We start from the raw sequence: 24,905 nt of genomic DNA, 5'->3' as shown, positions 1-24,905 counted from the left end.
GCGACGTCATTTTGCTTCAATTTTGCGGGCGTTATTTCAGTAGCGCGTCTTTGACCTGAATCTTCTTTTTGATCAGGCCTTGTTCATAAAAGACATCGGCAATCTTCTGCTGCTCCTGGACGATGGCGTCGGTGACCGGCGTCATAGAGTAGGTGCGGCGCTCAACATCGAGCTTGATGATCGGCTTGGAGAGCTTGAGCGTCTTGCTCAGCATGTTGATCAGCTGGGTATGATGGGTGCGCGCCCAGGCCATATCTTGCCCCATGTACTTGATCAAGGCCTTGGAGATGGCCTTGTGCTTGGTGGCGTAACTGCGCGTTGACACCACAAAGTCACGGTTTTTCGCCAGGCCCTTGGCGTTGGTCAAAAGCTTCGCGTTTTGCTGGACCTGCGCCGTGGCGGTGTAGGGATCCCAGGTGACCCAGGCGTCCACACTGCCCTTGGCAAAGGCCACTGAGGCCGCGCCTTGATCCATGTTGACAAGCTTGACGTCGTTCAGCGCCAGGCCTGCTTTGGCAAGCGTCTGGATGATGGCAAACTGAGCCGCAGTGCCTTTGGCGTACGCGATGCGCTTGCCCTTGAGATCAGCCAGGGTGTTGATGCCGCTGTTCTTCTTGACCAGGACACCAGTGCCGTACTCCTTGGAGGCGCCGGCGCCGATGTAGACGAGGTCAAGCCCGTTGGCCTGGTTGACAACCGGCGGCGTGTCGCCAAGGCGCGCGTAGTTGATGTTGCCGGACTTCAAGGCGGTCATCAGGGCCGCACCATCTTGGAATTCCTTGAAGACGACCTGGTAGCCAGCTTTCTTCATTTTTTTGACCAGTTCGCCGTGCTGGCGCGAAATGTCTGCCGGGTCGGCCTTTTGATAGCCGATCACCACGCGCGTGAGCTGGTTCTTCTCGCTGCTGCTGGGCCGGGTCTGCGTGTAGCCGTAGCCGGCGATGGCCAGCCACGCCGCCAGCAGGACCAGCAGGGCACTGACTTTGAGGCGTTTAGATTTCATGCTGGCCCTCCGCGATCCATTGCTTCAGCTGTGGGCGCAGGACTTTGCCGGTTTGGTTGCGGGGAAAATCGTCTAGGAAAATGACCCGCGTCGGGGCCTCAAACTTGGCCAAGTGAGTGCGCCCGTATTCGAGCAGGGCCTTGCGCTGAGCGTCTTCATTGGCGCCTGGCGTGGTGGAGACCACGACTGCGGTCACTTCTTCGCCGTAAAGCTTGTCGGGGGTCCCGATGACGCAGAGCTGGGCGATGAAGTCCAGTTCATCGAGGACGTTTTCGACATGTGCAGGAGCGACTTTTTCACCACCATGGGAAATGATTTCCTTGGTGCGGCCCTTGACGAACAGGTAACCATCTTCGTCGAACTCACCCAGATCACCGGTCAAGAACCAGCCGCCTGTGAACGAGTCCGGGTGCGGATCAAGGTACGCATCGATGACGTGATCACCGCGAATCGCGATTTCGCCCACCGTGCCCGGAGCGGCAGAAAAGCTGCCATCGGCGTGGTGGATCGCGACGTCGGTGCCGACCGGCTTGCCGGCCGAGCCAATTTTCGGCGCGTCAAACGGGTTGATGGTGCACTGACTGGAGGCCTCGGTCATGCCGTAGCCCTCAATAATGCGCGTGTTGAAGCGGTTTTGGAACTCCACCAGCTGATCTTCAGGCAGCGCGAACGAGGAGCAGCGCACAAATTCGAGCTTCACCTGGTCTTTCAGCTCCTGGTAGGCCGCGTTAGCCTTGTCGTTGAGTAGCAAAATCGAGATCATGGTCGGCACGACCGCCGTCCAGGTCACGCCGTCCTGGGCCATCCAGCCCCAGTAACGCGAGGCAGAAAATTTAGGGGCGACGACAATTTTGGCATCGGCGTAGCGCATCGCCAGGCCGACCATCACCTGCGAGTTGATGTGAAACAGCGGCATGGTGATGAGCGCGACAGACTTGTCGCTCATGCGATTGCTTGGGGCGTCGTGGCTGGCCGCGTTGTACACAATGCGCTGCGACAGGCCGACGCGCTTCGGCTTGCCGGTGGTGCCGGAAGTCGACATGATCAAGGCGATGTCTTCCTCTTTTGGCGCGCTGTGATCCGGCTCGTCCTGCAGTTCCGCGGGCAGGGTGACCAGTACTAAGCTGGGAAAAGTCAGCAGCGACAGCACCGTTTTGCGATAGCGCGCGCCGTGCAGCTGCTCGGCCATGGCCGGTTCAACGAGCATGGCCTGATAGTCGTGGCTGGTTTGGTCGGCTACCAGCTCAGAGACTGGAGTGGTCGGTGACAAGGGGTGCACGGCGATGCCTTTTTGCCAGGCGGCCTGATCGATGGTGAAATAGGCGGCAGAGTTGGCCAGCGACACGGTCAGCACGTCGCCGCGCCCAAGCCCGGCAGCCAGCCAGGCCTGCTGCAGCGTTTGAATATCTTGATCTAAGTCCGCGCCGGTGAACCAGCGGGCTAAGGAAAGGTCCTTCAGGATCGGATCTTTGGCATGGCGCTGGGTTTGCTGTGCGAGTAAGTCATTGACACGAGTCATTTTGCGATTGCTCCTTTAGGTTTGCGATTCTTTTTCAAAATGTGCCACTGCGGCCGGCCAATCAGGATGCCAAACGGCGGCACCTTGTAGAAGAACCAGGCCAGGGCGAAGGAAATCCCCAGCACCAGCGCGTAGCCGACCGGAATCATGACCAGATAGCCCCAATCAGGCAGGTGGATCAGCGGCATCAAATACCCCAGAATCGTGAGGCCAATGGTCTGATCCAGATAGATCCCAAAGGAGACTTTTGAGCCGTTTTTGACGAAGGTCTCAACGCCCTTGGGAATGCCATGCTTGCGCCAGTCTGCGTACTTCAACCCGATGAAGAATACCGTCAGGATCATGAAGGTGTCGTAAACAAACATGTAAGGTTGGTGCGGCGACACGGCATAGCTGTGCGCAAAACCCAGCATGTTTCGGTTCCAGAAGTAGTACGGCACAGTGCCAAAGGACATGGCAATCGTGATGCCGATGACCCAGCGGTGCCACTTGCGCAGCCACGCGAGCACGGCGTTATAGTGCAGCGAGACATAAGTCCCGAAGATGAAGTAGAACTGGTAGGTGAACACGTTGATGCCGTAGGACGCCACCCACCAAGGCAAAGCGGAGCGGTCCATGAACTGGTAGCGATACTTGATGAACGCGACAATGGCCAGCTGCAGCAGTGCGGAGACGGCGAGAATCGCGTTGTGGTTTTTGACCTTTTTAAACAGCATCACCATGAAGGGGAACAGCACATAGAGCTGTAAGGTGACCACGATGTAGTACAGATAGAACTGGTCACCATGCAGAATGGCCGAGGTCAGCGTCGGCCAGAAGGTCTGCCAGGTGAAGGGCGGCAGGCCGAGCAGGCAGCTGGCGACCAGCAGGATGATGTTCCACAGCAGGTACGGCCAGCCAGAGCCGGCAAAGCGCTTCTTGAAAAATGTTGGCCAGTCATTGCGGTGATAGTAGTTGAGCGTCAACACCAATCCGGTGATGAACATGAAACCCATCCGCGTGAAATGGATCAGCAGGTGGGTCGCAAGCAGCGACATGTGCGCCCAGCCGTTCGCGTCGGTCATCGCGTGGGTGAAGGCGGTCGTCGTGTGGTTGAGCAGGACCCCGAAGATGAAAATGATGCGCATGATATCAACTTCGTACAGGTATTTGCGTTTTTTCTTAGGGGCCGTTTCAGCCAAGCCGTTCACCTTCCTTTGCTTGATCATCTGGGGCAAGAATCACCTTGAGGACTTCGTCGGCCACGCGGGCCACTCTTTCCGGGCTTTCACCCTTGGCGCCCGGCGTTTCAAACACGGCCCGCCCGTTTTTGACCACGATGACGCGGTTGGCCATGCGAGCGGCTTCGTCAACGTCATGGGTGATGAGCAGGGTGGTCAGGTGACTGGCGTCGCAGATTTTGGTGATGAAACTCTGCATGTTGCGGCGCGTCAGGGCGTCCAAGGCGCCAAGCGGTTCGTCGAGCAGTAGCAGTTCCGGGTCCGCCATCAGCGCGCGGGCCAGCGCCAGGCGCTGCTTTTGGCCACCGGACAGTTCGGTGGGGTAGGTCTCTTCAAAGCCGGCCAGGCCGACCGCTGTGAGCGTTTTTTTCGCCCGGGCCTGGACTTTGGCGTCATGGGCCGCGAATGACACGTTGTTCAGCGTGGTCATCCATGGCAGCAGGCGGCCGTCTTGAAACATCACGCGGGTCACCAGGTTTGCGTCAGCGTATTCGATGGTTCCTGCGGTTGGCTGCTCAAGTTGGGCGATCAGGCGCAGCAGCGTACTTTTGCCGCCACCGGACATCCCGACCAAGGCGACAAACTCGCCGGGTTGCAGGTCGAATGACACGTCGCGCAGCGCATGGTTATCGCCATACTGCTTGTAGATGTGAGAAAGCTTGACGACGGCTTTAGTCATTTGCCGCACCGCCTTTCGTTTGCCAGTCGAGGCACAGATCTTCCAGCGCCTTGGCAATCAGATCCGAGACCTTGCCCAGCAGCGCGTAAATCACGATGCAGAGCAGGACAGTTTCCATGTCCATGAATTCCTGGGCGTTGCTGGCCATGTAGCCAATGCCCGAGTTAGACGAAATGGTTTCCGCCACGATCAATGTCGTCCACATCACCCCTAAGGCGTACCGCACCCCAACGAGGATGGTCGGCAGGGCGCCAGGAAAAATGATTTTGGTGAACAGCTGACGTTTGGTCAACCCGTACGACTTGCCCATTTCGATTAGGTTGGGATCGACGCTGGAAATGCCGTGGAAGGTGTTGATGTAAATCGGGAACATGACGCCGATGGTGACCAGCGAGATTTTGGCCGTTTCCCCGATGCCCAGCAGAATGATGACAAGCGGGATCAAGGACAGATGAGGAATGTTGCGCAGCATCTGGATGGTGGAATCAAACAGCAGCCAGCTGATCTTGGACAAGCCATTGGCGAGGCCCAAAACAAAGCCGGCCAGGCCCCCAATCACAAAGCCGGTGGTGGCGCGGTAAAGCGAGATGCTGATGTTTTTCGGCAGCTCGCCGGTTTGCCAGAGGCGTACGCCGTCTTGAACCACCGCGAGCGGCGAAGGCAGGAGCTTGGAGTTGACCCAGCCCGCCGTTGCGGCCAGCTGCCAGATCAAAATCAGGATGACCGGAATCAGCCACGGCAGCAAATTATGCCAGTTAACATGAAAAGACCGCGGTTTTCCCGCGGACGACTCGGACGTTTGGTCCATGAGTGTATCCCCCTTAAGCCTGATGAAACAAGCCTACCGATGAAACTTGAATATTATGTGAAAATATTAAGAGTTAGCTAAGTAGGCACTGATAAAAATCATTTTAAGCCTTCCCAAAATGAATGTAAATGCTTTGGGCACGGCGTTTTAACAGCTGCCAGCCGGGTTAAGAAATAATGCCTTGTTCCCGTCTCGCGATGGCGTCGCGTGAAAACCTAGCCTGACGCCCTGTGTGGCTGGTCGCACTGGGACCTTATCGCAGGGGTCATGTAAAAATTGAAAATGTTTTTGTGAAATGCGCTCGCAAGCTTGGCTAATTAAACCAGTAAAGTCTGTTGTGATGGGGCCCACACTTGCGCAACATTTTCTCACAATCTTTGCCAAACGCCTGTTTTATAGGCAATCAGTTAACGCCTTGATACAATGAAACCGCTTTTAAAAAATCAGGGGGAGGCGTCGATATGACACCTGAGGAGTTGGAAATGATCCGCGGTGCGGCCACGGATTCGGAAATGTTTAAGCAAGTTTTCGATCAATACAAACCGATGGTGCTGCGGGTCATCACGGCCTATTACATTCGCGATTACACCCGCGACGACTGGCTGCAAGAAGCCAGAATTGCGATGCTCAAGGCGATCTCGCACTACGACGGGACCGCCGGCTCGAAGTTTGGCCCGTTTTACCGGATGGTGCTGCTGTCACACATTCATTCGCTGCTGCGCAAGCATTTAGCCCAGAAGCGGTCGGCAGATACGAACGCCATGGTCATGGCCAATCCCGGGGCGATTTTGCCGCCCAGTTTTGCCTCTGGGCAGCGCATCGAAGATAACTTGGTCCTGCGCTCTCAGCTGGGCGAGTATGTGGCGCAGCTGAGTCCACTGGAGCGGCGCGGCCTGCAAATGGTGCTGGAAAACTCCGATGCGGCCACCAGACGAGCTTATCGGCGCGCCATCGAACGCAGTAAGCTGAAGTTGACCCAATATTTCTCGGCCCAGATGAATTGACCAAAAAACACCCCTTCACGGCGATCTTACTGAATCGCAGTGAAGGGGTGTTTGGCTTGCGAGGCGCTCAGACTGGCGTTAGCTTTGCCGAGTCAAAAGCTGTTTGGTCAGGCGAATTAGTGTGGCGCGAGCCGGTTGATCTGGCAGGCTGGCCAGACCGGCCACTGCCTTATCGGTATACTGCGCGGCCAAGGCCTGCGCCTTGGAGACCCCGTCATAGCGCGTGATCAGGTCTAGCACACTTACCACATCTGAGTCGGTCATTGCGGCACGTTTATTCAACAGCGGGGCGAACTCGGCCTGGTGGTCGGCCATCGCCAAAATCAGCGGTGCCGAGTACACGCCTTGGCGGATGTCTTCGTGAACGGGCTTGCCCATGGCAGTGTCGGTACTGGTGTAATCCAGGATGTCGTCCATCAGCTGGAAGGCAATGCCGATGTTCAGGCCAATGGCTTCACATTTTTTGGCAAAGCGGAGGGACTGACCGCTTTCGTAGGCGCCGATGAACGCCGCCAGCGCAAATAACTGTCCAGTTTTACCTGTGACTTGCTCGGTGTAGTCGGCAATGGTCATGTCCACGTTGAAGCGCCGCGCCATCTGGGCCATTTCACCATTGAGTATGCGTTCCATGGACGCAGAGTCCTGTTGAACTGAGCGCAGGTCAGAGGCGTAATGGGCAATCAGCTGAAAGCACACGACGAAGAGGTAGTCACCGGCGTAAACCGCGACGTCGTTGCCAAACTGCGCAGCAATCGTCTTTGTCCCGCGGCGCACCGGTGCTTTGTCGATCACATCATCGTGGATCAACGTGGCCGTGTGCAGCGTCTCGACGGCCGCAGCCAGGGCGATAATTTTCTCGTGATCCGTTTCGTGGAACTGACTGAACAGCAGGCAGTAGGCGGGGCGGAGCAGCTTGCCGCCGGCGTTGATCATTTGGACTAGGGCCTTGGCGACGGCCGGATTATCGGGATGAATATTTTGATCGATCAAATCAAGCGTGGCGGTCAGGTCGGGGGCAAGTGCCGGGTAATCCTGCCACATGGCATGGATCTTCATGATTGACTCCTTTTTTTGGTGTGGTCAAAGCGCAGTCGTTTCAGCGTGTCAATGTGCTCAAAGAGGAAGTTTGCGGCAATGCCGACCGCCAGTCCGGCCAGGATGCCCATGAACGACAGCACTGGCAGGTAAAGCATCACGGTCCAGCTTTGGGCGATCAGACTAGCGACCAGCAGCTGGCCGACGTTGTGCAAAATGCCACCAGCTGCCGAAATGCCGATCATTGACACCCGTTTGTCACCCAGCTGCTTGATCAGCAGCATCCCCAGCCACGACAGCAGTGCACCGGCGCCGCTGTACATGAAGGTCGAGAGCGTCCCCCCGAGCAGCGTGGTCAAAAGCAGGCGCAGCAGCATCAGCAAGAAGCTGTCAGACACGCTCATGGTGTACAGAGACACGATGGTGATCAGGTTGGCCAGGCCCAGCTTGGCACCAGGGGCGAAGGCGAACGGAAACGGGATCATTCGCTCCAGCAGGCCAATAATGACGCCCTGGGCGCAAAGTAGTGCGATGTAAATGACCTGGCGGGTGCGCGCCGGCCGATACACGCGCGGCTTCATTCTGTCACCATCCCGCCGCCGCTCTCGCCGGTGCTGGATTTGATCTCGACCAGCAGTTTGTGCGGTAGGCACACGATGGTCTGACCCGGCTTTGAAATCCTGCCTTTTTTCACACAGACTTGGTCTGGACAATTGGCGTCGATGATCTGGATCTGATCGCCGGTCGTCACGATGTCGTTGTATTCGTTGCCTGCTTGGTAGTGGTAACGGCTGGTGCCGTGGTGGCCAGTGAGCTGAATCTGATACACGCGCTTGCCATTGTGGGTGACGTAGGCGGTCAGCGTCCGGCCGCTGCCTGGTTGGCTCTGGGCGGCCTGCTGGCGGGCAAAGACCACATACGGGATGAAGGAGGCGGCCAGCAGAAGCACAATGATGATGATGTCGCCTGGGCGAATCATTTTGAGATACTTATTGTGCGTCATACCAGCTGCCTCCTTTGTCAGTTTTTCAAAAAGCAACGGAGTCGGCCGCAGTCGACTCCGCCAAATAAAAAGGTTCCGAGGCTTAGTCTACCCCAGAACCCTTAGGCCTGGCAACGTCGCCTATTTAGGCGTATCGCTGCCGTACAACGCCTTTGGTGTGCCGTACCACCACTTGCCGAAGGTCTTCTGCAGGTAAGGGACGACCCACTTGTCTAAGCCGAATGCACGGCCTGAGCCGTTCATCACGGCAATGGCCATTGGAATCATCCAGATGTTGACCCAGTAGAACATGCCGCTCAGGCAGAAGATGATGGTGAAGGCGACAGACACCGCGCCGCTCAGCCAGGTGAACAGGCCAGCAACCAGTGCCAGGCCAATCAGGATCTCAATAATCGTCATCGACTTTTGCATGAAGAAGGCGACGTCTTGGTTTGGAATCATCGCTTTGGTGATCGTGTACATCCAGTTTGGCATCTTGTCGAAAACCATCATCGGTTCCTTGCCGTACTGATAGGAAAGGGAGAAGACGGTTTTGGCGGCAGGTGCTGCAGCCTTGGCCGCACCACTAGCAGCAGAGGTGGCGTCGGCGCCGGCGGCAGAAGCACCGCTGGTCGTCGCCGGTTGCAGCCAGTCAAACGGCAGGCGCAGCTTGTCGAGGAACCAGGACTCTTTGCCTGAGACCTTGCCAGCGCAATCAACCAGCCACATCAGGCCCAGGAAAATGCGGGACGGAACCGCCCAGAGCACATTGCCTTGGCGGGAAAGGTGGCCGCGCATCAAGTTGCGGTCGTTCTTGGTGCGGAAGAACTCGTGCATCATGTACTGGAAGAAGTAATAGCCCGAGTAGTTCTGCAGGAAGTACAGCATATTGACCAGGTGCTTCATCAGCATCGCGAAGAACCCGGAGAGATGGAAGATGTTCATCAGGTTGGCCACGCCGTAGCGGGAACCCAAAGACACCATGAAGCCAGAGTAGGATGCCTTGTAATCCAAGTCGCCGGCCTTGCCGGCCATTTTGCTTTCAATGTTGGTCAGCGCGGTTTTGGCACCAGCTTCGGCACCTTGCACGATTTGCGGCTCGCCGCGATCCGAGTTGCCGCCGAAGAACGAAACATCCCCCACGACGTAGACATCCGGGTCATCCTGACTTTCCATGTGCGAGTTGACCACAATGCGGCCGGCACGCCCCTGGGTGAGGCCGAACTGGGCAGCTTCGTCAGTCGCCTTGACGCCGGCCGTCCAAATCAACGTTGAAGTCGGGTAGGTCGAGCCGTCTTTCAGGTCGACGTGATCCTCGTGAACGCCAACCACGCCGGTGTTCTTCATGACCTTAACGCCTTTTTTAAGCAAATAGCGCTCCGCTTTGTTGGCATCCGAGCGGTCGAGCATGTTCATGATCGTCGGCGCCATTTCCATCAGCGTGAACGTGATCTCGCTAGGGTCAAGCTTGTTTTCCTTGGCCAAGGTGTCGCGCCAGTCGCGCAGTTCACCGATCGTTTCGGTCCCGGTGAAGCCAGAGCCGACAACGACGATGGAAAGCAGCGCCTTGCGCTTGGCTGGATCGTGCTCCTCAGCACCGCGCCGGACCACGTCTTGGATATGCTTTTTCAACGCAATGGCGTGTTCCCAGGAGCCCAGGGTAAAGCCGTAATCTTTGACCCCAGGGGTCCCGAAGTCATTCGGTTGAGAGCCGATGCCCAGCATCACGTAGTCGTAAGGGTAGGCCCCGTGCTTGGTCTTGACCAGTTTCTTCTCGCGGTCGATGGTGGTCGCCGTGTCCGTGACCAGCTTGACGTTCTTGCGCCGTGCAAACAAGCGCTGCAGGTCGTACTGGATCGCGTCTTCCGGGACGCGATCGGCGGCAACTTCGTGCAGTTCCGTCATGTAAGTGAAGTAGGAGTGGCGGTCGATCAGGGTGATCGTCACGTCCTTGTCTTTCTTAAAATGCTTGGCTAATCGTTTCGTCGCGTAGACGCCCGCAAACCCGGCCCCCACGATGACGATATTTTTTTGCGCCATGGGTAACACTCCTTAGATGTGAATAATTCCGCAAATCAATTAAATTGCAATGCTAATTATACATTTAAAACCCGGTTGTTGTCCATGAATTCGCGCAAGGCTGGTAACCGGTTACTGAAGGTCATCAGGGTGGTGACTAATTCATAGAGACAACGAAAGTGTTGGGGTAAGGACAATGGAAACGAATTCCTGCAAAATGAGAAAGACCTGATAAATGTTCGGCTTTTGTTGATTTTTGCCACTCGGGTGTTTACACTTGGTTTGTGTGAAATGTAACACAAAGTTCCTAATATTTTTCAAAAGGGGTATCGGAAAATGAAATTATCTAAGACTTTGGCAAGCATCTCCATCATTGCAGTCTCTGCTTTGACGCTGGCCGCTTGCGGCAGCAACTCCAGCAGCAAGGATTCCTCGTCCAGCAAGACGACGACCTCCAAGACGGCCAAGAAGTCCTCATCCAGCGCGAAGGCGCAAAAGCAAACCGCTGGGGCGCCGCTTAAAGATGGGGATTACACGCTTGCCGAAACCGGGTACGACCACGGTTACAAAGTCGAGATGGGCATGACCGTTGCCGATGGCAAGATCACCAAGACCACCTATGACTACGTGGACAAGGACGGCAAGTCCAAGACCAAGGACACCGAATACGAAAAGACGATGAAGAAGCAAGCTGGTGTCGGTCCTAAGGAATACATTCCGGCCCTGAACAAGTCCTTTAAGAAGAACGGGACGAACACCAACGCCATTGACGTCGTTTCTGGTGCCACCGATTCCAGTTTGACCTTCAAGAACTACGCCCAGCAGCTGGTTCAGGCCGCGCAGGCGGGCAACACCAAGAAGATCGAAGTCCAAAACACGGCGAAGTTGCAGGATGGCACTTACACGCTGGAGCAGGAAAATTACTCTCACGGCTACCGTACTGTCTTCTCCATCGTCGTTTCTGGCGGCAAAATCACGCAAAGCAAGTACGACAATGTGGACAAGAACGGCAAGTCCAAGACTCAGGATGCCGAGTACGAGAAGAGCATGAAGAAGGTCAACAACGTCGGCCCTAAGGAATACACCGAAAAGCTCAACGCTGCGTTGGTCAAGACCCAAAAGCCTGCCGAAGTTGACGTGGTTTCCGGCGCGACTGAAAGCTCCGATACCTTCATCCTTTACGCTGAACAGCTGATCAACGCCGCTCAGGCCGGCAACACGACACCAATTAAGGTTTCTAACATCGTGTACGCCGAATAATTTTTCGATTAAGCGCGAAAGCAGTGTCCTCGCGGATGCTGCTTTTTTTATGGCTGGGCCGTTATAATAGAAGAAAACGTGAAGGGATATTAATATGAAAAAGAGAGTGAAGGCACTCATCGCCCTGCTGGCGCTGGCCCTGCCGCTTGCCGCCTGCGGACAGCAAGCGGCGCCCAAGCCAAAACCCGCCGCCGTGATCCAGACGCCGCATCAGGATACCGAATTTTTGATGGGTACTGTGGTTACGCTCAGCGTCTACAACAAGGGCAAGGCGGGCGCGGTCGATGATGGGTTTGCCCGGGTCAGGGCGCTGGCCAAGAAGATCACCGTCAACCAGAAGGGCTCTGAGGTCGACGCGGTCAACAACGCGGCCGGCGAAAAACCGGTCAGGGTGTCCGATGATGTGTTCCGTCTGATCCAGTACGCCAAAAGTTATAGTGAACGCTCTAACGGCGCATTCGACCTGGCAATTGGACCGGTGACCAGCCTGTGGCACATCGGTTTTCCCGATGCCCGCAAGCCTGCGCAGGCGGAAATCGACCGGGTGCTGCCGCTGGTTCATTACCAGGATGTGGTGCTGAACGGCAGCAAGCGGACCGTTTACCTGAAGCAAAAAGGCATGCAGCTGGACCTGGGCGGAATTGCCAAGGGCTTCATCACCGACGAGGTGGTCAAGGTGTTCAAAAAAGATGGCGTCAACACCGCCATCATCGACTTGGGCGGCAACATTTTCGTCATGGGTCACAGCCCGAAGGCCACCAACCGGCCGTGGACGGTGGGCATTCAAGACCCCAAGAAGCCGCGCGGCACTTCGATCGGCACAGTGCCGGGCGCAAACATCACCGTCGTGACCTCTGGGATCTACGAGCGGCACCTGGTGGTGGATGGCCACAACTACTCGCATCTGATGAACCCGCGCACCGGTTACCCGTTTGAAAACAACTTGATGGGCGTGTCGATCGTGACGAAAAAGTCCGTCGACGGGGATGCGCTGTCCACTGCGACCTTTGACAAGGGCTTGCGCGGCGGTATGGCCTTCATCGAAAAGCAAAAGGATGCCGAGGCCATTTTCATCACCAAGGACAAGAAGGTTTACGTCTCCAGCGGCCTCAAGGGTAAATTCCAGCTGCTGAAGAATTCGGGGTACCAGCTGGCCACACTGAAATAAACGATTTGGGGGAGTTTGATGTCAGTCCAAAACTTTTTAACGCTCGTCGAAGCCCGTACCAAGCTCGCCAGCATTTTGCCATTCGGCGTCGGCACACTGTTTGCGCTGGTGTATTTTCACCAGTTCAACGGCGTGAACACGGCGCTGTTTTTCGTCGCGATGCTGGCTTTTGACATGATGACCACGGCCCTGAACAACTTGATGGACTACCAAAAGGCCAAGGATGAACAGTACCGCCGCACGGTCAACATCATTGGCAAAGCTCAGCTTTCGGTCGGTTTGGTGCGCGGGGTGGTGATTGCGCTGCTGGCCGTCGCCGCCGGGCTGGGGCTGGTGTTGAGTGCCCGCACGGACTGGCTGTTGCTGCTGGTCGGGGCGGTGTGCTTTGCCATTGGCATTTTCTACACGTTCGGGCCGCTGCCGCTGTCTCGCCTGCCGTTGGGGGAAGTGTTTTCCGGGCTCACCATGGGGCTGGGGATCCCGTTTATCGCTACTTATATTAATGTTGACGCCAAGGCGCTACTGAATCTTAATCTGGCCTGGCCGCTGCTGAGTTTAAGCGGCAACTGGCTGGCGCTGTTGACCTTGGGGCTGGTGTGCGTGACGCCGATGGCCACGATCGCAAATGTCATGCTGGCCAACAATATGTCAGATTTGGCCGAGGATGGGCGCAACCACCGCATCACGCTGCCAATGTACTTGGGCAAAACATACGCGGCCTGGCTGTACAGGTTCCTGGCAGTGGCCGGCTTTGCGGCAGTCGTGGTGGCTGTTACCCTGCGCCTGCTGCCGTGGCCGCTGCTGCTGGCCCTGCTGCCGCTGCCGCTTGCGGTACGCGATGCACGCCGCTTCACCGCGCACCCGGACAAGCGCACCACCTTCAGCCTGGCCCTGCGCACCCTGACGCTGGCAAACCTGGCGCTGATGCTGGGGCTGGTCGCCAGTTTGGGGGTGAGCCGATGAAGGAGAGCACACACCAATCGTTTCGGCCACTGACCTGGCCGCTGTTCTTCGAGCTGATTCGCCTGCCGGCCAAGCTGTGCAGCTTCTTGCCGTACCTGTTCGGTATCTTGTACGCCTGGTGGGGGTTTCACCAGTTTAATTGGGTGAATTCGCTGGTGTACTTTGTCGGCCAGATGAGTATTGCCTTATTTGTGACCGGGTTTAACAACGTGCAGGACTACTACAAGGCGAAAGATGAGCACTACCGGCAGACGCAAAACATTATCGGCCGCGAGCATTTAGCTCCGCATCGCATTTTGGCCTTGATGGGGCTCTTCCTGACAATCGCGGTTGGCGCCGGCTTGGTGTTGGTTTGGCGGACTAATCTCAGCCTGATTCTGATCGGTGGGGCCGCGATTTTCGTCGCGATCTTTTACACCTTCGGGCCGGTGCCACTGTCGCGCATCCCCTCGGGCGAGCTGCTGTCCGGTACCGTGGAAGGCTTTGGCGCGGTGTTCATCGCGGTGTTCGTCAACATTGTGCCTCAGCCGATCATGCTGACGCTGACTGGCAGCCGCTTTGTGTTAAGCGGCAACGTGCCGCTGGTGCTGGGACTCTTTTTCCTAGCGCTGCCGATTGTCATCCTTGACGGCACCATCATGTTTGCGGACAACATTTGCGATTTGAAGCAGGATCAGCGCAATCAGCGCTTCACGCTACCGTACTACCTGGGGAAAAAGCGGGCGCTGGCCATTTATCCGTGGCTGCCTGCCGCGGCCTACCTGGCCATCGTGCTGGCCGTCGGGTTGAGGATGCTGCCGGTGCCAGTGCTCTTGGTGGTGTTTATGTGGCCACGGGTGCGTCGCAACATTGACGCTTTTCTGGCCGTGCAGGACAAGGCGAAAACCTTCAACACCGCGGTGGCCAACCTGCTTTTGACCTTCGGCAGCGAGACAGTACTCTTGCTTCTGTGCATCCTGATCGACCTTGCAGTGCATAGGCTTTTCTGATACCATAGTTGGAAGCTAGGAGGGCTCATCATGTCCGTAAAAAAAGTCGCCTTGGCCTGCAGTGTCTGCGGACACCGGAACTATTACGTCCCGGAAAACCCGCGCCGCACGCAGCGCCTGGTGTTAAATAAGTATTGTAAGTATTGCGGGCGCCAGACTGAGCACCGCGAGACGAAGTAGGAGGCAGCAGTTATGAAGTTTATCAAAAGTGTGATTCACGAGATGTCGCTGGTCACCTGGCCGACCGCCAAGGAAACTCGGCGCGATACCACCACCGTCATCATCACGTCGCTCCTGTTTGCCGCTTACTTTGCCCTGGCAGACTGGGTCATTCTGTTGGTCCTGAAGGCGTTCATTTTTTAATCTTGATATCAAGGCTCGCTCTGGCGTATACTGGGGTCAGCGCAAAAACCGAAGCCTCTTGGCGACGGTTTTTTATTTGTCATCAAAAAGGAGAAAAACAATGGCTGAATCAGCTGAAAAGCTCTGGTACGTGCTTCACACCTACTCTGGTTACGAAAACAAGGTCAAGGCGAACCTGGAGTCTCGGGTCACCTCAATGAACATGGAAGACTACATTTTCCAAGTGATCGTGCCTGAAGAGGAAGAACACGAGAAAAAGGACGGCAAGGACAAGGTCAAGATGGAGAAGGTTTTCCCTGGCTACGTGCTGGTCGAAATGGTCATGACCGACGAGTCCTGGTTTGTTGTCCGTAACACCCCAGGGGTCACCGGCTTTGTCGGCTCGCACGGCGGCGGCTCCAAGCCAAACCCGCTGATGCCTGACGAAGTGGCGACCATTTTGCACTCACAGGGTATGGCCACCACACACTCCACGCTGTCCTTTGAAGTCGGCGAGACGATCACCATCATTGCCGGTGCGTTTGCCGGCATGAAGGGCAAGATCACCGCCAACGACCCGGACAAACAGAAGCTGAAGGCGACCATCAATATGTTCGAGCGTGAAGTCGCCGCCGACTTGGACTACGACCAGGTCGACAAACTTTAAGATGATCTGGCTCATTGTAATCGGGGGCGGGGCGTTAATCGCCTTCGCCCTCGATTTTTATGGTTTAGGGCACCCGGACAGGCAGCGCAAGGTTGACGTTGCCGATCGCGTACCCACGCTGTTTGTGCCCGGAGAATTTGGCACGCGTTACACGTTTGGCCACATGCTGCGGCGGCTGCCGGTGGACAAGCAGGTCGTCGCCCTGGTCCGGCAAAACGGTTCGGTGCACCTGCGTGGGCGCTTGGCGTTTGGCCCGCACGTGGCCGTTCAAGTGCTGTTTGCCGATAAACGGGTGCAGCCGGCAGCCCAGCTGATCGGGGTGAAGCGGGTGATTGCGGCGCTGCAGCAGCAGGCACCGTTTGCTGCGATCAACTTGGTTTCCCACTCGATGGGTGGAATCACGACGGTGCTTTACACCGTCAGCCGGCCAGCAGTTCCGGTCCGGGCGCTGGTCACACTGGCGGCGCCGTATAATGACACTGCGCTGGCCACTCCGGGTAAAGTCGTCAACTGGCCCCTTGGGCCGGCGGGGCCGAGTCAGACCACGCCGGTGTACGAATTTTTCCGCGCGCATGTGGCCGACCTGCCTGCAACTTTGCAATGGTTGAACGTGGCCGGTGATTTATTCAACGGGTCACAGCACGACGGGGCGGTGGGCGTTAACTCGGCGCTTTCGATTCGCTATCTGGCGCAAGACCACGTCGCACGGTATGCCGAAGTCGTGATCCGCGGGCCGCGGGCGGCCCACAGTTTGCTGCACGAGAATCGCCTGGTCGACGCAGACGTCGCGACGTTCCTGTGGCCGCTGCAGCTCAAGGCCTGATTGGTGCGACGACTCTTGCTTTTGGGCCTGAATCGTGGTAACTTAGTCGAGTATGTTTTGGCATACGCGTGGGAGGGCAAAATTACCTTGCCCATCATGACCACATCACGGACTTAAGGAGGTTATGTTTCGTGGCTAAAAAAGTAGCAAACATCGTTAAACTCCAGATCCCTGGGGGCAAAGCAACTCCAGCTCCGCCTGTTGGCCCTGCTCTGGGTCAAGCTGGGATCAATATCATGGGCTTCACCAAGGATTTCAACGCGCGGACCGCAGACCAAAATGGGATGCTGATTCCAGTTGTCATCACCGTGTACGAAGATCGTTCCTTTGACTTCGTCACCAAGACCCCGCCGGCAGCGGTTCTTCTGAAGAAGGCCGCTGGCGTAGAGCACGGCTCTGGCGAACCGAACACCAAAAAGGTTGCGAAGGTTACCAAGGACCAAGTGAAGCAGATCGCGGAAACGAAGATGCAAGACCTTAACGCCGCAGATGTAGAAGCTGCGATGCGCATGGTTGAAGGGACAGCACGTTCCATGGGCTTTGAAGTCGAAGGCTAATGCATGTCCGGATCTTCAGCGAAAGCTGAATGAATCAAGTGGAAGGGCTTCGGCCCGCTGACCACATTTGCAAGGAGGAAAATTCCAGTATGGCTAAGAAAGCAAAGAAGTACCAAGACGCTGCTAAGCAGGTCGACGCCACTAAGGCGTACACCCCTGAGGACGCAGTTGCTTTGGTCAAAAAGATCGATTTTGCCAAGTTCGACGCAACCGTTGAAGTGGCATACAACCTGAACATTGATGTTAAGCAGGCTGACCAGCAGATCCGTGGCGCTCTTGTGCTGCCTAACGGGACTGGTAAGACGCAGCGCGTCATCGTCTTCGCCGAAGGCCCGCAAGCTCAGGCTGCCCAAGACGCCGGTGCCGATGAAGTCGGTTCTGATGACTTGGTTAAAAAGGTTCAAGACGGCTGGCTCGACTTCGACGTTGCTGTTGCAACACCACCGATGATGGCCAAAGTTGGTCGTTTGGGCCGGGTCCTCGGGCCGAAAGGCTTGATGCCTAACCCGAAGACCGGCACCGTGACGATGGACACCGCGAAGGCGGTCAACGACGTCAAGGCTGGGCAGGTCGCATACCGTGCCGACAAGGCGGGTATCGTCCACGCCCCGATCGGTAAGGTTTCGTTTGACGACGCTAAGCTCATCGAGAACTTCAAGGCGCTTAACGACACCATCGTCAAGGCGCGGCCGGCATCAACCAAGGGTGTTTACATCCAAAGCTTGACGTTGACTTCAACCTTCGGCCCTGGGGTCAAGGTTGACGTTTCGGCATTCTAAACAAGCAATTCAATCAACACCGACTTCTTTTGGAGAAGCCGGTGTTTTTTTCTGAAAATTTTTCCTGTCAAATTTTGGCCAAAGGGTGTCACGCTGGGGGTTTTGTGCGCTGAAAACAGCAGATTTTAAATGTCCATGATATGGTGAGTGTGTATAAATCGGCAAAACGGGAGGTTTAAGATGACAACTGAACAAAAGCCAGGACCCATCGTCCAGTATCAGGACGTGAATAAGGTATACCGCGGCGGCAACGTGGCGGTTGAACACATCACTTTGACCATTGACCAAGGGGATTTTGTCTGCCTGATCGGCACCTCGGGCTCGGGGAAGACCACGACCATGCGGATGATCAACCGCATGCTGGAGCCGACCGGCGGCACCATTTTATTTAAAGGCCAAGACATCCACAAGCAAGATCCGGTGGCCCTGCGCCGCCACATCGGCTACGTCATTCAAAACATCGGGCTGATGCCGCACATGACGCTGTACGAAAACATTACCTTAGTCCCGAAGCTCCTGAAGTGGCCGGAAGAGAAGCGGCGCGCCAAGGCGGAAGAGCTGATCAAAATGGTCGATCTGCCAGTCGATTACCTCGACCGCTACCCGGCTGAGCTTTCAGGCGGGCAGCAGCAGCGCATCGGCGTAATCCGCGCGCTGGCCGCTAATCAGGATCTGATCCTGATGGACGAGCCGTTTGGCGCCTTAGACCCGATCACGCGTGAAAGTTTGCAGGATCTGGTCAAAAATCTGCAGCAGAAGCTGGGTAAGACTGTCGTGTTCGTGACCCATGACATGGACGAGGCCCTGAAGCTCGCCACCAAGATTGTGGTCATGGATGGTGGCCACATTATCCAAACGGCGACGCCGACCGAGCTGCTCCAGCACCCTGCGACCCCGTTTGTCCGGGAACTGATCGGTGAGGAGCGGCTGATCCAGGCGCGCGCCGATGTCACCACGGTGGGTGCCATCATGCTCAAGAATCCGGTGTCGATCACGCCGGGTAAATCGCTGGTCGAGGCGATTCAGCTGATGCGCGACCGGCGCGTTGACACCTTGCTGGTGGTTGACGACAACGGCTACCTCAAAGGCTTTATCGATATTGAGTCGCTGACGCGCCAGTACGCCAAGTCGACCGCCGTGGCCGACATCATGCAGAAAAAACTGTTTTACGTACAAGAATCCGCACTGTTGCGCGATTCCGTTGACCGGATCCTCAAGCGCGGCCTCAAGTACGTGCCGGTCGTCGATCAGGACAACAAGCTGAAGGGCATTGTCACGCGAGCCGCACTGGTCGATATGGTTTATGACACCATCTGGGGCGATAACGCCGACCACGATGCGCAGGCGCCAGCCACCGATGCTGAACCGCAGGCGGGAGGCGACCAAAATGGGTGACTTTCTGGCGCAGCACGGCATGGAGCTGTTGGTCAAAACCTGGGAGCAGCTGTACATCTCTGGCATTTCCCTGGGCCTGGGGATTCTCGTCGCCGTGCCGCTGGGGGTGATCTTGACGCGCTTTCCACGCACGGCCAAGGTCGTCATCGCCATTGCCTCAATGCTGCAGACGGTGCCCAGCCTGGCGCTGCTGGCCCTGATGATCCCGCTGTTTGGGATCGGGCGGGTGCCGGCGATCGTCGCGCTGTTCATCTATTCGCTGCTGCCGATCCTGCGCAACACGTATATCGGCATGGAAGACGTCTCGCCAGTCCTCAAGGATTCTGCCAAGGGGATGGGCATGACGGCCGGGCAGTCGATTGTGCAAGTCGAGCTGCCGATGGCGATGCCGGTCATCATGGCCGGTATCCGCCTGTCCGCGGTGTACGTGATCGCGTGGGCAACGCTCGCGTCATACATTGGCGCCGGCGGCCTCGGCGATCTGATTTTTAGTGGGTTGAACCTGTTCCAGCCGGCACTGATTATTGGCGGCACCATTCCCGTCACGCTCTTGGCCCTCGTGGTCGATTGGCTCCTGGGTAAACTGGAGAAGCGTCTGACCCCGCGGACCAGTCGGAAGGAGGCCTAGCCATGAAAAAGTTCACCAAACTCTTTGTGGTGCTGGCCACGGCCGTTTTGACACTGGCCGGGTGCGGGTTCCCCGGGATTTCGGGCAGTGATCAGAAGACCATTAAAATAGCGGCGCTTAGCACGACTGAAAGCTCGGTCATGGCCAACATGCTGGCCGAGCTGATCAACCATGAGCTGGGTTATCCGACCACGCTGGTGTCCAATCTTGGCTCCACCACGGTCACGCACCAGGCGATGCTGCGCGGAGATGCTGACATTTCGGCGACCCGCTACACTGGCACCGACCTGACTGGCACCTTGGACCTGCCGGTGGAAAAGGACCCGAAAAAAGCCGGCAGGATCGTCAAACGGGTCTTTAAGCAAAAGTACCACCAGACCTGGTTCCCATCCTATGGCTTTGCCGACACCTATGCCTTCATGGTGACCAAGCAGTTTGCCGCCCAACATCACGTCTCGACGATCAGCCAGTTGAAGCCACTGGCCCCATCGATGGCAGCTGGCGTGGACTCGTCCTGGATGAACCGCAAAGGCGACGGCTACGCGGACTTTAAGACCGGGTACGGCTTTGACTTCAAGCGCGTCTACCCAATGCAGATTGGGCTGGTGTACGACGCGGTCGAGGCCGGCAAGATGCAGACGGTGCTGGGCTATTCGACAGACGGGCGAATTCGCTCGTATGACCTCACGGTGCTGAAAGACGACAAGCACTTTTTCCCGCCGTATGACGCGTCGATGGTTGTGAGCGACAGCCTGCTGAAACAATACCCGAAGCTCGCACCGGTGCTGCACCGGCTGGATGGAAAAATCAGCATGAAAACCATGCAGGAACTCAATTACCAGGTGGACGACCAACTGAAGGAGCCATCGGTGGTCGCCCGGGAATTTCTGGTCAAACACAATTACTTCCGGGGAGGCGCTAACTGATGGCGAACATGAATACGTGGCAGCAGTTCTTTTACTACATGACGACCAACGGCAGCTATGTGCTCAGCCAGTTTACGCGCCATTTTCTGATTTCGATTTATGGCGTGCTGATCGCGGCTGTGATCGGGATCCCGATTGGTCTGTTCATCGCCCGCAACCGCAAACTGTCCAGCACGATCATCGGCATTGCGAACGTGATCCAAACCATTCCCAGCTTGGCGATGCTTTCAATCATTATGCTGGGTCTGGGGCTAGGGGTGAACACGGTGATCGTCACCGTCTTCCTGTACTCGCTTTTGCCGATCATTAAAAATACCTACACCGGCATGGTCAGCGTCGACCCCACGGTAATCGATTCCGCCAAAGGCATGGGGATGACCTCGTTTCAGCGCCTGTACATGGTGGAGGTGCCGCTGTCGATGAGTGTGATCATGGCGGGTATCCGTAACGCACTGGTGGTGGCCATTGGCATCACGGCCATCGGGGCCTTTGTCGGCGCCGGCGGGCTTGGCGATATCATTATCCGCGGGACAAACGCAACCAACGGTGGGGCCATCATCCTCGCCGGCGCGCTGCCTACTGCGCTGATGGCAATCATTGCCGACCTGGTGCTGGGCTTTGTCCAGCGGCGGCTTGAGCCCAAAGAATCGAGTCATTAGACAATCACCAGCGCCTGCTGTGAAAATGGCAGGCGCCTTTTTGGCGCCTGCGTGAAGTATTTCTTGACGCTGTGGGCGGTTCATGATACGCTTCTCGTTGTGATAATTCACTCTGCCTAAGACTCAGGTGGCGCAAGCCTTAATATCCTGCCGAGGTGGTATCAGTTCGTTAGATACCTCTATGTCTTGGTAGACATGGAGTTTTTTTATTGAAAAAAACTTCAACCAAACTATAGGAGGTGAAAATCTATGAGTGAATCAATTATCGCTGCGAAGGCTAAGGTGGTTGACGGCATCGTTGAGCAGTTCAAGGCTGCCAAAAGCGCTGTTGTTGTGAACTACCGTGGTCTGACTGTTGATGAAGTAACGCAGGTGCGTAAGGAATTGCGTGATAACGGGGTCAAGATGGAAGTCATCAAGAACACGTATCTTCGCCGTGCCGCTGACGCCACTGGTTACAAGGGCTTGGACGATCTGTTCAAGGGCCCGACCGCGATCGCCTTTTCTAACGACGACGCTGTTGCCCCTGCCCGCATCATGACGAAGTACGCGAAGCAGTTCGATGACCTCGTTGTTAAAGGCGGGATCATCGAAGGCAAGGTTGCCAGCCTGGAACAGATCACAGAACTGTCCAAGCTGCCAGACCGCGATGGGATGTTGTCAATGCTGCTGTCTGTTCTGCAGGCACCAGTCCGCAACGTCGCATACGCCGTCAAGGCCGTTGCCGACAGCAAGGACGCAGAACCAGCTGCATAATGTGGCTGAAGCTGCCTAGTCGATCCGTAATCAAACACAATACAAACTGGAGGATACAATCATGGCTTTAGATACAAAAGCTATTGTCGACCAGTTGAAGGATGCTTCCATCCTTGAACTGAACGATCTCGTTAAAGCAATTGAAGATGAATTTGGCGTTTCCGCAGCTGCTCCTGTAGCCGCTGCCGGTGCCGCTGGCGGCGACGATGCAGGCGCTGCTAAGGATTCCTTCACCGTTGAACTGACCGAAGCTGGCCAGGAAAAGGTTAAGGTTATCAAGGAAGTTCGCACGATCACAGGCCTTGGCCTGAAGGACGCGAAGGGCTTGGTTGACGCAGCACCTTCCAACATCAAGGAAGACGTTACTGAAGACGAAGCTAACAAGCTTAAGGAACAGCTCGAGGCTGTTGGCGCAACCGTTACCCTCAAGTAATAATTGCCCAAATGCCGGGTGCCCCGTTGCGGGTGCCCGGTATTTTTTTTTTGCAGAAAAAAGGCCGACCGGAGAGGGTCGACCATCATTCTTATTCCGTTGTAACGGCAAAGCTCAGTGGGTCGGTCAAGTTAGGCCCGCGGTAGTCCAGTTGTAAGTTGATGCCCTTGCCGACCACCACGCCAGCATTGCCAAAGTAGGCCCAGAAAGTCGTCCTCGCATAGCCGCCAGGCGTGAGCTTAGTCGTTCCTTGCTGGTTGGGCAGGACGGTGGCCGGCGCAAGGAATGGCCCCGTGATTTCAAACTGGTTTGGGGTCGGGACAAAGCCTGCCTGATCGGCGAAGTTGGCATACTCTGCCGTGATTTGGACGCTGAGGTTCTTTGGCAGCTTACCGCTTGCCACGAGGCTTTGACCCTCAGCATTCAGTTGATGGGTGACCTGGGTGATGCGCAGGCCGTAGCTGTCGTCCGGTGCAAGCCCCAACTTGTTGAGGGGCAATACCCGCGAGCTCGGCCCGCTGCTCGGCACGACGCTGAGGGCTTTTGTCGCCGTTTTGCCGTGAAGGGTGGCCACCAAGTCAAGTTCGCCTTCGTCGATGGCACCGTTGATCGTGGTGGTTTTGCCGGTGCCTTCACCGCTGACCAACACCTTATTGTTGGCATCGCGGTCGCGCAGCGTGAATTTGGCGTTGTTGGTCAGCTTGAACTGTAGCTTGACCTTGCCGTCACTTGATTTAAAAAGGGTAGTGGGCACCGTGATTGCTGGCCCCGGCAGATTTTTACTGGTGGCGCTAGATTTGGTGTTACTTTGATCGTTTGCCTGGGGGCTGCAGGCGGTGAGGCCGCCGGCAACCAGCAGGAGCGCCAGCCCCGGCAGCACTTTGTTGAATAATTTCATTGTTTTCCTCCGTATGGGTCTAATTGTACGGATTGGCGGCTGCGATGTAAACGGACTTAATGTTATTGTTAGCTTAAGGGCGAAGCCGCGATTAGTTTTTCTCAAGTCATGACGATGCGGGTTTGCGAATATGGGTATCGCTTTTATCGCGGCCAGGGGTTACGCTTTATATGAACAATACCGCCGCTAAGGTGCAGCCCGCACTGTAGGTGGACCTTGTGCCCAGATCAACCGGGCGAGCACCATTGGGGCGGCAATGAAGGAGAGACACCATGAGTCATTACTATACAAACGATCCCGATCTGCCGCATGATGAGCAGACCTTTTCTTACGATTTAGCCGGCAACCGGCTGGAGTTCACCTCCGACAACGGCGTTTTTTCCAAGCGCACGATTGATTTTGGCAGTCGCACGCTGATTGAGACGGTCGTCGATCAGGTGCTGCCTGATGGGCCACTGCTGGACGTCGGCTGCGGCTACGGGCCAATTGGCCTTGCCTTGGCCAAACACTATCCGAACCGGCAGGTGACCATGTCGGACGTGAACGAGCGCGCCCTTGCCTTGGCTAAACGCAACGCCGAGGCCAACAAAATCGCAAACGTGACGATCGTCGAGTCCTCGGTTTACGACCACATTACTGGGCAGTTTGGGGTGATTGTCACCAATCCCCCGATTCGAGCAGGCAAGGCCATTGTGTCTGCCATCCTCGCCGGCGGACATGAACATTTGGTGCCCGGCGGTCAGCTCTACTGCGTCATTCAGAAAAAGCAGGGCGCACCGTCGGCTTTGAAACTGATGCAGGCGACCTTTGCCAGTGCAGAAAAGGTCAAAATGGCCCATGGTTACTACATTTTGCGCGCGACCAAGTAAGGAGGAACTATGGCTGAACTAACTCCGGATGATTTCATGGCCGCGGCTTTGGCCGAGGCTAGGGCCGCCGGCGTGATCGGTGAGGTCCCAATTGGGGCCGTAGTGGTCAAAGATGGCCAAATTATCGGCCGCGGCCACAATTTGCGCGAGCATGCGCAAGACAGTACACTTCATGCCGAAATCCTCGCGATTCAGGAGGCCTGCATGACGCTGCACACGTGGCGGCTTGAAGACTGCGACCTGTACGTGACACTGGAGCCCTGTCCGATGTGCGCGGGGGCGATGATCAACGCCCGAGTGCGGCGGTGTTTTTACGGCGCCAAGGACCCCAAGGCCGGGGCGGCCGGCTCGCTGGTCGATTTGCTGAGTGATCCCCGCTTTAACCACCAGGTTCAAGTCGTCGGCGGCCTGCGCGCCCGCGACAGCGGTGAGCTGCTGGTCGCCTTTTTCCAAGGAATCCGGGCGAAGCGGAAAGCGGCCAAGCAGGCTGGCCAAAGCCCAGAGAAACAGGTATAATGAATCTT

At 56.4% G+C, this 24,905-nt stretch carries 29 protein-coding genes and 1 other annotated feature; of the genes, 19 read left to right on the top strand and 10 right to left on the bottom strand.

Annotation, left to right across the window (positions count from 1 at the left end):
* Positions 1–31: 31 nt before the first annotated feature.
* From EKM86_RS05445 to EKM86_RS05425, 5 genes are read right to left on the bottom strand one after another with little or no spacing between them, the layout of a single operon-like run.
* The gene (locus EKM86_RS05445; RefSeq protein WP_125755842.1) at positions 32–1,003 is read right to left on the bottom strand and encodes an aliphatic sulfonate ABC transporter substrate-binding protein; all 972 of its coding nucleotides are present in this window, start codon (positions 1,001–1,003) and stop codon (positions 32–34) included.
* Positions 993–2,522 (bottom strand): AMP-binding protein, encoded by a 1,530-nt coding sequence (locus EKM86_RS05440; RefSeq protein WP_125755840.1) that lies wholly within the window; start codon positions 2,520–2,522, stop codon positions 993–995. Before EKM86_RS05440 ends, EKM86_RS05445 begins: the two co-directional genes overlap by 11 nt.
* A complete protein-coding gene (locus tag EKM86_RS05435) occupies positions 2,519–3,730 on the bottom strand; it encodes an acyltransferase (protein ID WP_125755838.1) in 1,212 nt (403 codons plus the stop codon). The genes EKM86_RS05440 and EKM86_RS05435 overlap by 4 nt, the downstream gene beginning before the upstream one ends.
* Positions 3,696–4,421 carry an ABC transporter ATP-binding protein gene (locus EKM86_RS05430; RefSeq protein ID WP_125755836.1) on the bottom strand — a complete coding sequence of 242 codons (726 nt, stop codon included), beginning with the start codon at positions 4,419–4,421 and terminating at the stop codon, positions 3,696–3,698. Before EKM86_RS05430 ends, EKM86_RS05435 begins: the two co-directional genes overlap by 35 nt.
* Positions 4,414–5,229 (bottom strand): ABC transporter permease subunit, encoded by an 816-nt coding sequence (locus tag EKM86_RS05425; protein WP_125755834.1) that lies wholly within the window; start codon positions 5,227–5,229, stop codon positions 4,414–4,416. The genes EKM86_RS05430 and EKM86_RS05425 overlap by 8 nt, the downstream gene beginning before the upstream one ends.
* Before the next feature lie 461 nt (positions 5,230–5,690).
* Here EKM86_RS05425 and EKM86_RS05420 point away from each other — a divergent pair, with 461 nt between their 5' ends.
* Positions 5,691–6,233 carry a sigma-70 family RNA polymerase sigma factor gene (locus EKM86_RS05420; RefSeq protein ID WP_125755832.1) on the top strand — a complete coding sequence of 181 codons (543 nt, stop codon included), beginning with the start codon at positions 5,691–5,693 and terminating at the stop codon, positions 6,231–6,233.
* 78 nt (positions 6,234–6,311) lie between these two features.
* On the opposite strand, the gene EKM86_RS05415 is transcribed toward EKM86_RS05420, so the two are convergent.
* The 4 genes from EKM86_RS05415 to EKM86_RS05400 all read right to left on the bottom strand — a co-directional run bounded on the left by EKM86_RS05415 (position 6,312) and on the right by EKM86_RS05400 (position 10,290).
* A complete protein-coding gene (locus tag EKM86_RS05415) occupies positions 6,312–7,289 on the bottom strand; it encodes a polyprenyl synthetase family protein (protein ID WP_125755830.1) in 978 nt (325 codons plus the stop codon).
* Positions 7,286–7,849: a Gx transporter family protein gene (locus EKM86_RS05410; protein ID WP_125755828.1), complete on the bottom strand. Its 564-nt coding sequence runs from the start codon at positions 7,847–7,849 to the stop codon at positions 7,286–7,288. The genes EKM86_RS05415 and EKM86_RS05410 overlap by 4 nt, the downstream gene beginning before the upstream one ends.
* Positions 7,846–8,271, bottom strand: a complete 426-nt coding sequence (locus EKM86_RS05405) for a NusG domain II-containing protein (RefSeq protein WP_125755826.1) — start codon at positions 8,269–8,271, stop codon at positions 7,846–7,848. The genes EKM86_RS05410 and EKM86_RS05405 overlap by 4 nt, the downstream gene beginning before the upstream one ends.
* A gap of 120 nt (positions 8,272–8,391) precedes the next feature.
* Positions 8,392–10,290 (bottom strand): NAD(P)/FAD-dependent oxidoreductase, encoded by a 1,899-nt coding sequence (locus tag EKM86_RS05400; RefSeq protein WP_125755824.1) that lies wholly within the window; start codon positions 10,288–10,290, stop codon positions 8,392–8,394.
* A gap of 315 nt (positions 10,291–10,605) precedes the next feature.
* On the opposite strand from EKM86_RS05400, the gene pplA reads away from it, so the two are divergent.
* From pplA to rplL, 16 genes are all read left to right on the top strand, one after another.
* Entirely contained in the window at positions 10,606–11,529 is a 924-nt protein-coding gene (pplA, locus tag EKM86_RS05395) for an extracellular electron transfer flavoprotein PplA (RefSeq protein ID WP_125755822.1), read from the top strand.
* A gap of 94 nt (positions 11,530–11,623) precedes the next feature.
* Positions 11,624–12,697, top strand: a complete 1,074-nt coding sequence (locus EKM86_RS05390) for an FAD:protein FMN transferase (RefSeq protein ID WP_125755820.1) — start codon at positions 11,624–11,626, stop codon at positions 12,695–12,697.
* Positions 12,698–12,715: 18 nt separating this feature from the next.
* A complete protein-coding gene (locus tag EKM86_RS05385; RefSeq protein WP_125755818.1) occupies positions 12,716–13,660 on the top strand; it encodes a 1,4-dihydroxy-2-naphthoate polyprenyltransferase in 945 nt (314 codons plus the stop codon).
* Positions 13,657–14,649, top strand: coding sequence for a UbiA family prenyltransferase (locus tag EKM86_RS05380; RefSeq protein ID WP_125755816.1), 993 nt, complete (start codon positions 13,657–13,659; stop codon positions 14,647–14,649). The genes EKM86_RS05385 and EKM86_RS05380 overlap by 4 nt, the downstream gene beginning before the upstream one ends.
* 30 nt (positions 14,650–14,679) lie before the next feature.
* Positions 14,680–14,829 carry a 50S ribosomal protein L33 gene (gene rpmG, locus EKM86_RS05375; RefSeq protein WP_125755814.1) on the top strand — a complete coding sequence of 50 codons (150 nt, stop codon included), beginning with the start codon at positions 14,680–14,682 and terminating at the stop codon, positions 14,827–14,829.
* Between the two features lie 12 nt (positions 14,830–14,841).
* Positions 14,842–15,012 (top strand): preprotein translocase subunit SecE, encoded by a 171-nt coding sequence (secE, locus tag EKM86_RS05370; RefSeq protein ID WP_125755812.1) that lies wholly within the window; start codon positions 14,842–14,844, stop codon positions 15,010–15,012.
* Positions 15,013–15,112: 100 nt separating this feature from the next.
* Positions 15,113–15,658 carry a transcription termination/antitermination protein NusG gene (nusG, locus tag EKM86_RS05365; protein ID WP_125755810.1) on the top strand — a complete coding sequence of 182 codons (546 nt, stop codon included), beginning with the start codon at positions 15,113–15,115 and terminating at the stop codon, positions 15,656–15,658.
* A 1-nt stretch (position 15,659) separates the two neighbouring features.
* Positions 15,660–16,481: an alpha/beta hydrolase gene (locus EKM86_RS05360; RefSeq protein WP_125755808.1), complete on the top strand. Its 822-nt coding sequence runs from the start codon at positions 15,660–15,662 to the stop codon at positions 16,479–16,481.
* A 131-nt stretch (positions 16,482–16,612) separates the two neighbouring features.
* Positions 16,613–17,038, top strand: coding sequence for a 50S ribosomal protein L11 (rplK, locus tag EKM86_RS05355; protein ID WP_125755805.1), 426 nt, complete (start codon positions 16,613–16,615; stop codon positions 17,036–17,038).
* Positions 17,039–17,127: 89 nt separating this feature from the next.
* A complete protein-coding gene (gene rplA, locus EKM86_RS05350) occupies positions 17,128–17,817 on the top strand; it encodes a 50S ribosomal protein L1 (protein ID WP_125755803.1) in 690 nt (229 codons plus the stop codon).
* 180 nt (positions 17,818–17,997) lie between these two features.
* On the top strand, positions 17,998–19,212 hold the full coding sequence (locus EKM86_RS05345) for a betaine/proline/choline family ABC transporter ATP-binding protein (protein WP_125755801.1): 1,215 nt from the start codon (positions 17,998–18,000) through the stop codon (positions 19,210–19,212).
* Complete coding sequence (locus tag EKM86_RS05340; RefSeq protein ID WP_125755799.1) at positions 19,205–19,840, top strand: ABC transporter permease; 636 nt, start codon at positions 19,205–19,207, stop codon at positions 19,838–19,840. The genes EKM86_RS05345 and EKM86_RS05340 overlap by 8 nt, the downstream gene beginning before the upstream one ends.
* Before the next feature lie 2 nt (positions 19,841–19,842).
* The gene (locus tag EKM86_RS05335) at positions 19,843–20,766 is read left to right on the top strand and encodes an osmoprotectant ABC transporter substrate-binding protein (protein WP_125755797.1); all 924 of its coding nucleotides are present in this window, start codon (positions 19,843–19,845) and stop codon (positions 20,764–20,766) included.
* On the top strand, positions 20,766–21,425 hold the full coding sequence (locus EKM86_RS05330; protein WP_125755795.1) for an ABC transporter permease: 660 nt from the start codon (positions 20,766–20,768) through the stop codon (positions 21,423–21,425). Before EKM86_RS05335 ends, EKM86_RS05330 begins: the two co-directional genes overlap by 1 nt.
* A gap of 97 nt (positions 21,426–21,522) precedes the next feature.
* Positions 21,523–21,642 (top strand) — a sequence feature (ribosomal protein L10 leader region).
* A gap of 32 nt (positions 21,643–21,674) precedes the next feature.
* Positions 21,675–22,181, top strand: a complete 507-nt coding sequence (gene rplJ, locus EKM86_RS05325; protein ID WP_125755793.1) for a 50S ribosomal protein L10 — start codon at positions 21,675–21,677, stop codon at positions 22,179–22,181.
* Positions 22,182–22,242: 61 nt separating this feature from the next.
* Entirely contained in the window at positions 22,243–22,614 is a 372-nt protein-coding gene (gene rplL, locus EKM86_RS05320) for a 50S ribosomal protein L7/L12 (RefSeq protein WP_125755791.1), read from the top strand.
* Between the two features lie 91 nt (positions 22,615–22,705).
* Here the strand turns inward: rplL and EKM86_RS05315 are convergent, their stop codons facing one another.
* Positions 22,706–23,512 carry a hypothetical protein gene (locus tag EKM86_RS05315; protein ID WP_125755789.1) on the bottom strand — a complete coding sequence of 269 codons (807 nt, stop codon included), beginning with the start codon at positions 23,510–23,512 and terminating at the stop codon, positions 22,706–22,708.
* Positions 23,513–23,784: 272 nt separating this feature from the next.
* Between EKM86_RS05315 and EKM86_RS05310 the strand changes: the two genes are divergently transcribed.
* Together EKM86_RS05310 and tadA are read left to right on the top strand one after the other, a co-directional pair.
* Positions 23,785–24,381, top strand: a complete 597-nt coding sequence (locus EKM86_RS05310; protein ID WP_125755787.1) for a class I SAM-dependent methyltransferase — start codon at positions 23,785–23,787, stop codon at positions 24,379–24,381.
* A 9-nt stretch (positions 24,382–24,390) separates the two neighbouring features.
* The gene (tadA, locus tag EKM86_RS05305) at positions 24,391–24,897 is read left to right on the top strand and encodes a tRNA adenosine(34) deaminase TadA (RefSeq protein WP_125755785.1); all 507 of its coding nucleotides are present in this window, start codon (positions 24,391–24,393) and stop codon (positions 24,895–24,897) included.
* Positions 24,898–24,905 lie beyond the last annotated feature (8 nt).

The sequence above is a fragment of the Lacticaseibacillus hegangensis genome, from assembly GCF_003946465.1.
Taxonomy (GTDB): Bacteria; Bacillota; Bacilli; order Lactobacillales; family Lactobacillaceae; genus Lacticaseibacillus; species Lacticaseibacillus hegangensis.
Note: the sequence above shows the minus strand (reverse complement) of the source record. Positions and strands in the feature narration are given on the sequence as shown.

What these genes read in the sequence shown, in the direction of transcription:
- EKM86_RS05445 (WP_125755842.1), bottom strand. Translation starts at nt 1,003, where the DNA reads ATGAAATCTAAACGCCTCAAAGTCAGTGCCCTGCTGGTCCTGCTGGCG.
- EKM86_RS05440 (WP_125755840.1), bottom strand. Translation starts at nt 2,522, where the DNA reads ATGACTCGTGTCAATGACTTACTCGCACAGCAAACCCAGCGCCATGCC.
- EKM86_RS05435 (WP_125755838.1), bottom strand. Translation starts at nt 3,730, where the DNA reads ATGATCAAGCAAAGGAAGGTGAACGGCTTGGCTGAAACGGCCCCTAAG.
- EKM86_RS05430 (WP_125755836.1), bottom strand. Translation starts at nt 4,421, where the DNA reads ATGACTAAAGCCGTCGTCAAGCTTTCTCACATCTACAAGCAGTATGGC.
- EKM86_RS05425 (WP_125755834.1), bottom strand. Translation starts at nt 5,229, where the DNA reads ATGGACCAAACGTCCGAGTCGTCCGCGGGAAAACCGCGGTCTTTTCAT.
- EKM86_RS05420 (WP_125755832.1), top strand. Translation starts at nt 5,691, where the DNA reads ATGACACCTGAGGAGTTGGAAATGATCCGCGGTGCGGCCACGGATTCG.
- EKM86_RS05415 (WP_125755830.1), bottom strand. Translation starts at nt 7,289, where the DNA reads ATGAAGATCCATGCCATGTGGCAGGATTACCCGGCACTTGCCCCCGAC.
- EKM86_RS05410 (WP_125755828.1), bottom strand. Translation starts at nt 7,849, where the DNA reads ATGAAGCCGCGCGTGTATCGGCCGGCGCGCACCCGCCAGGTCATTTAC.
- EKM86_RS05405 (WP_125755826.1), bottom strand. Translation starts at nt 8,271, where the DNA reads ATGACGCACAATAAGTATCTCAAAATGATTCGCCCAGGCGACATCATC.
- EKM86_RS05400 (WP_125755824.1), bottom strand. Translation starts at nt 10,290, where the DNA reads ATGGCGCAAAAAAATATCGTCATCGTGGGGGCCGGGTTTGCGGGCGTC.
- pplA (WP_125755822.1), top strand. Translation starts at nt 10,606, where the DNA reads ATGAAATTATCTAAGACTTTGGCAAGCATCTCCATCATTGCAGTCTCT.
- EKM86_RS05390 (WP_125755820.1), top strand. Translation starts at nt 11,624, where the DNA reads ATGAAAAAGAGAGTGAAGGCACTCATCGCCCTGCTGGCGCTGGCCCTG.
- EKM86_RS05385 (WP_125755818.1), top strand. Translation starts at nt 12,716, where the DNA reads ATGTCAGTCCAAAACTTTTTAACGCTCGTCGAAGCCCGTACCAAGCTC.
- EKM86_RS05380 (WP_125755816.1), top strand. Translation starts at nt 13,657, where the DNA reads ATGAAGGAGAGCACACACCAATCGTTTCGGCCACTGACCTGGCCGCTG.
- rpmG (WP_125755814.1), top strand. Translation starts at nt 14,680, where the DNA reads ATGTCCGTAAAAAAAGTCGCCTTGGCCTGCAGTGTCTGCGGACACCGG.
- secE (WP_125755812.1), top strand. Translation starts at nt 14,842, where the DNA reads ATGAAGTTTATCAAAAGTGTGATTCACGAGATGTCGCTGGTCACCTGG.
- nusG (WP_125755810.1), top strand. Translation starts at nt 15,113, where the DNA reads ATGGCTGAATCAGCTGAAAAGCTCTGGTACGTGCTTCACACCTACTCT.
- EKM86_RS05360 (WP_125755808.1), top strand. Translation starts at nt 15,660, where the DNA reads ATGATCTGGCTCATTGTAATCGGGGGCGGGGCGTTAATCGCCTTCGCC.
- rplA (WP_125755803.1), top strand. Translation starts at nt 17,128, where the DNA reads ATGGCTAAGAAAGCAAAGAAGTACCAAGACGCTGCTAAGCAGGTCGAC.
- EKM86_RS05345 (WP_125755801.1), top strand. Translation starts at nt 17,998, where the DNA reads ATGACAACTGAACAAAAGCCAGGACCCATCGTCCAGTATCAGGACGTG.
- EKM86_RS05340 (WP_125755799.1), top strand. Translation starts at nt 19,205, where the DNA reads ATGGGTGACTTTCTGGCGCAGCACGGCATGGAGCTGTTGGTCAAAACC.
- EKM86_RS05335 (WP_125755797.1), top strand. Translation starts at nt 19,843, where the DNA reads ATGAAAAAGTTCACCAAACTCTTTGTGGTGCTGGCCACGGCCGTTTTG.
- EKM86_RS05330 (WP_125755795.1), top strand. Translation starts at nt 20,766, where the DNA reads ATGGCGAACATGAATACGTGGCAGCAGTTCTTTTACTACATGACGACC.
- rplJ (WP_125755793.1), top strand. Translation starts at nt 21,675, where the DNA reads ATGAGTGAATCAATTATCGCTGCGAAGGCTAAGGTGGTTGACGGCATC.
- rplL (WP_125755791.1), top strand. Translation starts at nt 22,243, where the DNA reads ATGGCTTTAGATACAAAAGCTATTGTCGACCAGTTGAAGGATGCTTCC.
- EKM86_RS05315 (WP_125755789.1), bottom strand. Translation starts at nt 23,512, where the DNA reads ATGAAATTATTCAACAAAGTGCTGCCGGGGCTGGCGCTCCTGCTGGTT.
- EKM86_RS05310 (WP_125755787.1), top strand. Translation starts at nt 23,785, where the DNA reads ATGAGTCATTACTATACAAACGATCCCGATCTGCCGCATGATGAGCAG.
- tadA (WP_125755785.1), top strand. Translation starts at nt 24,391, where the DNA reads ATGGCTGAACTAACTCCGGATGATTTCATGGCCGCGGCTTTGGCCGAG.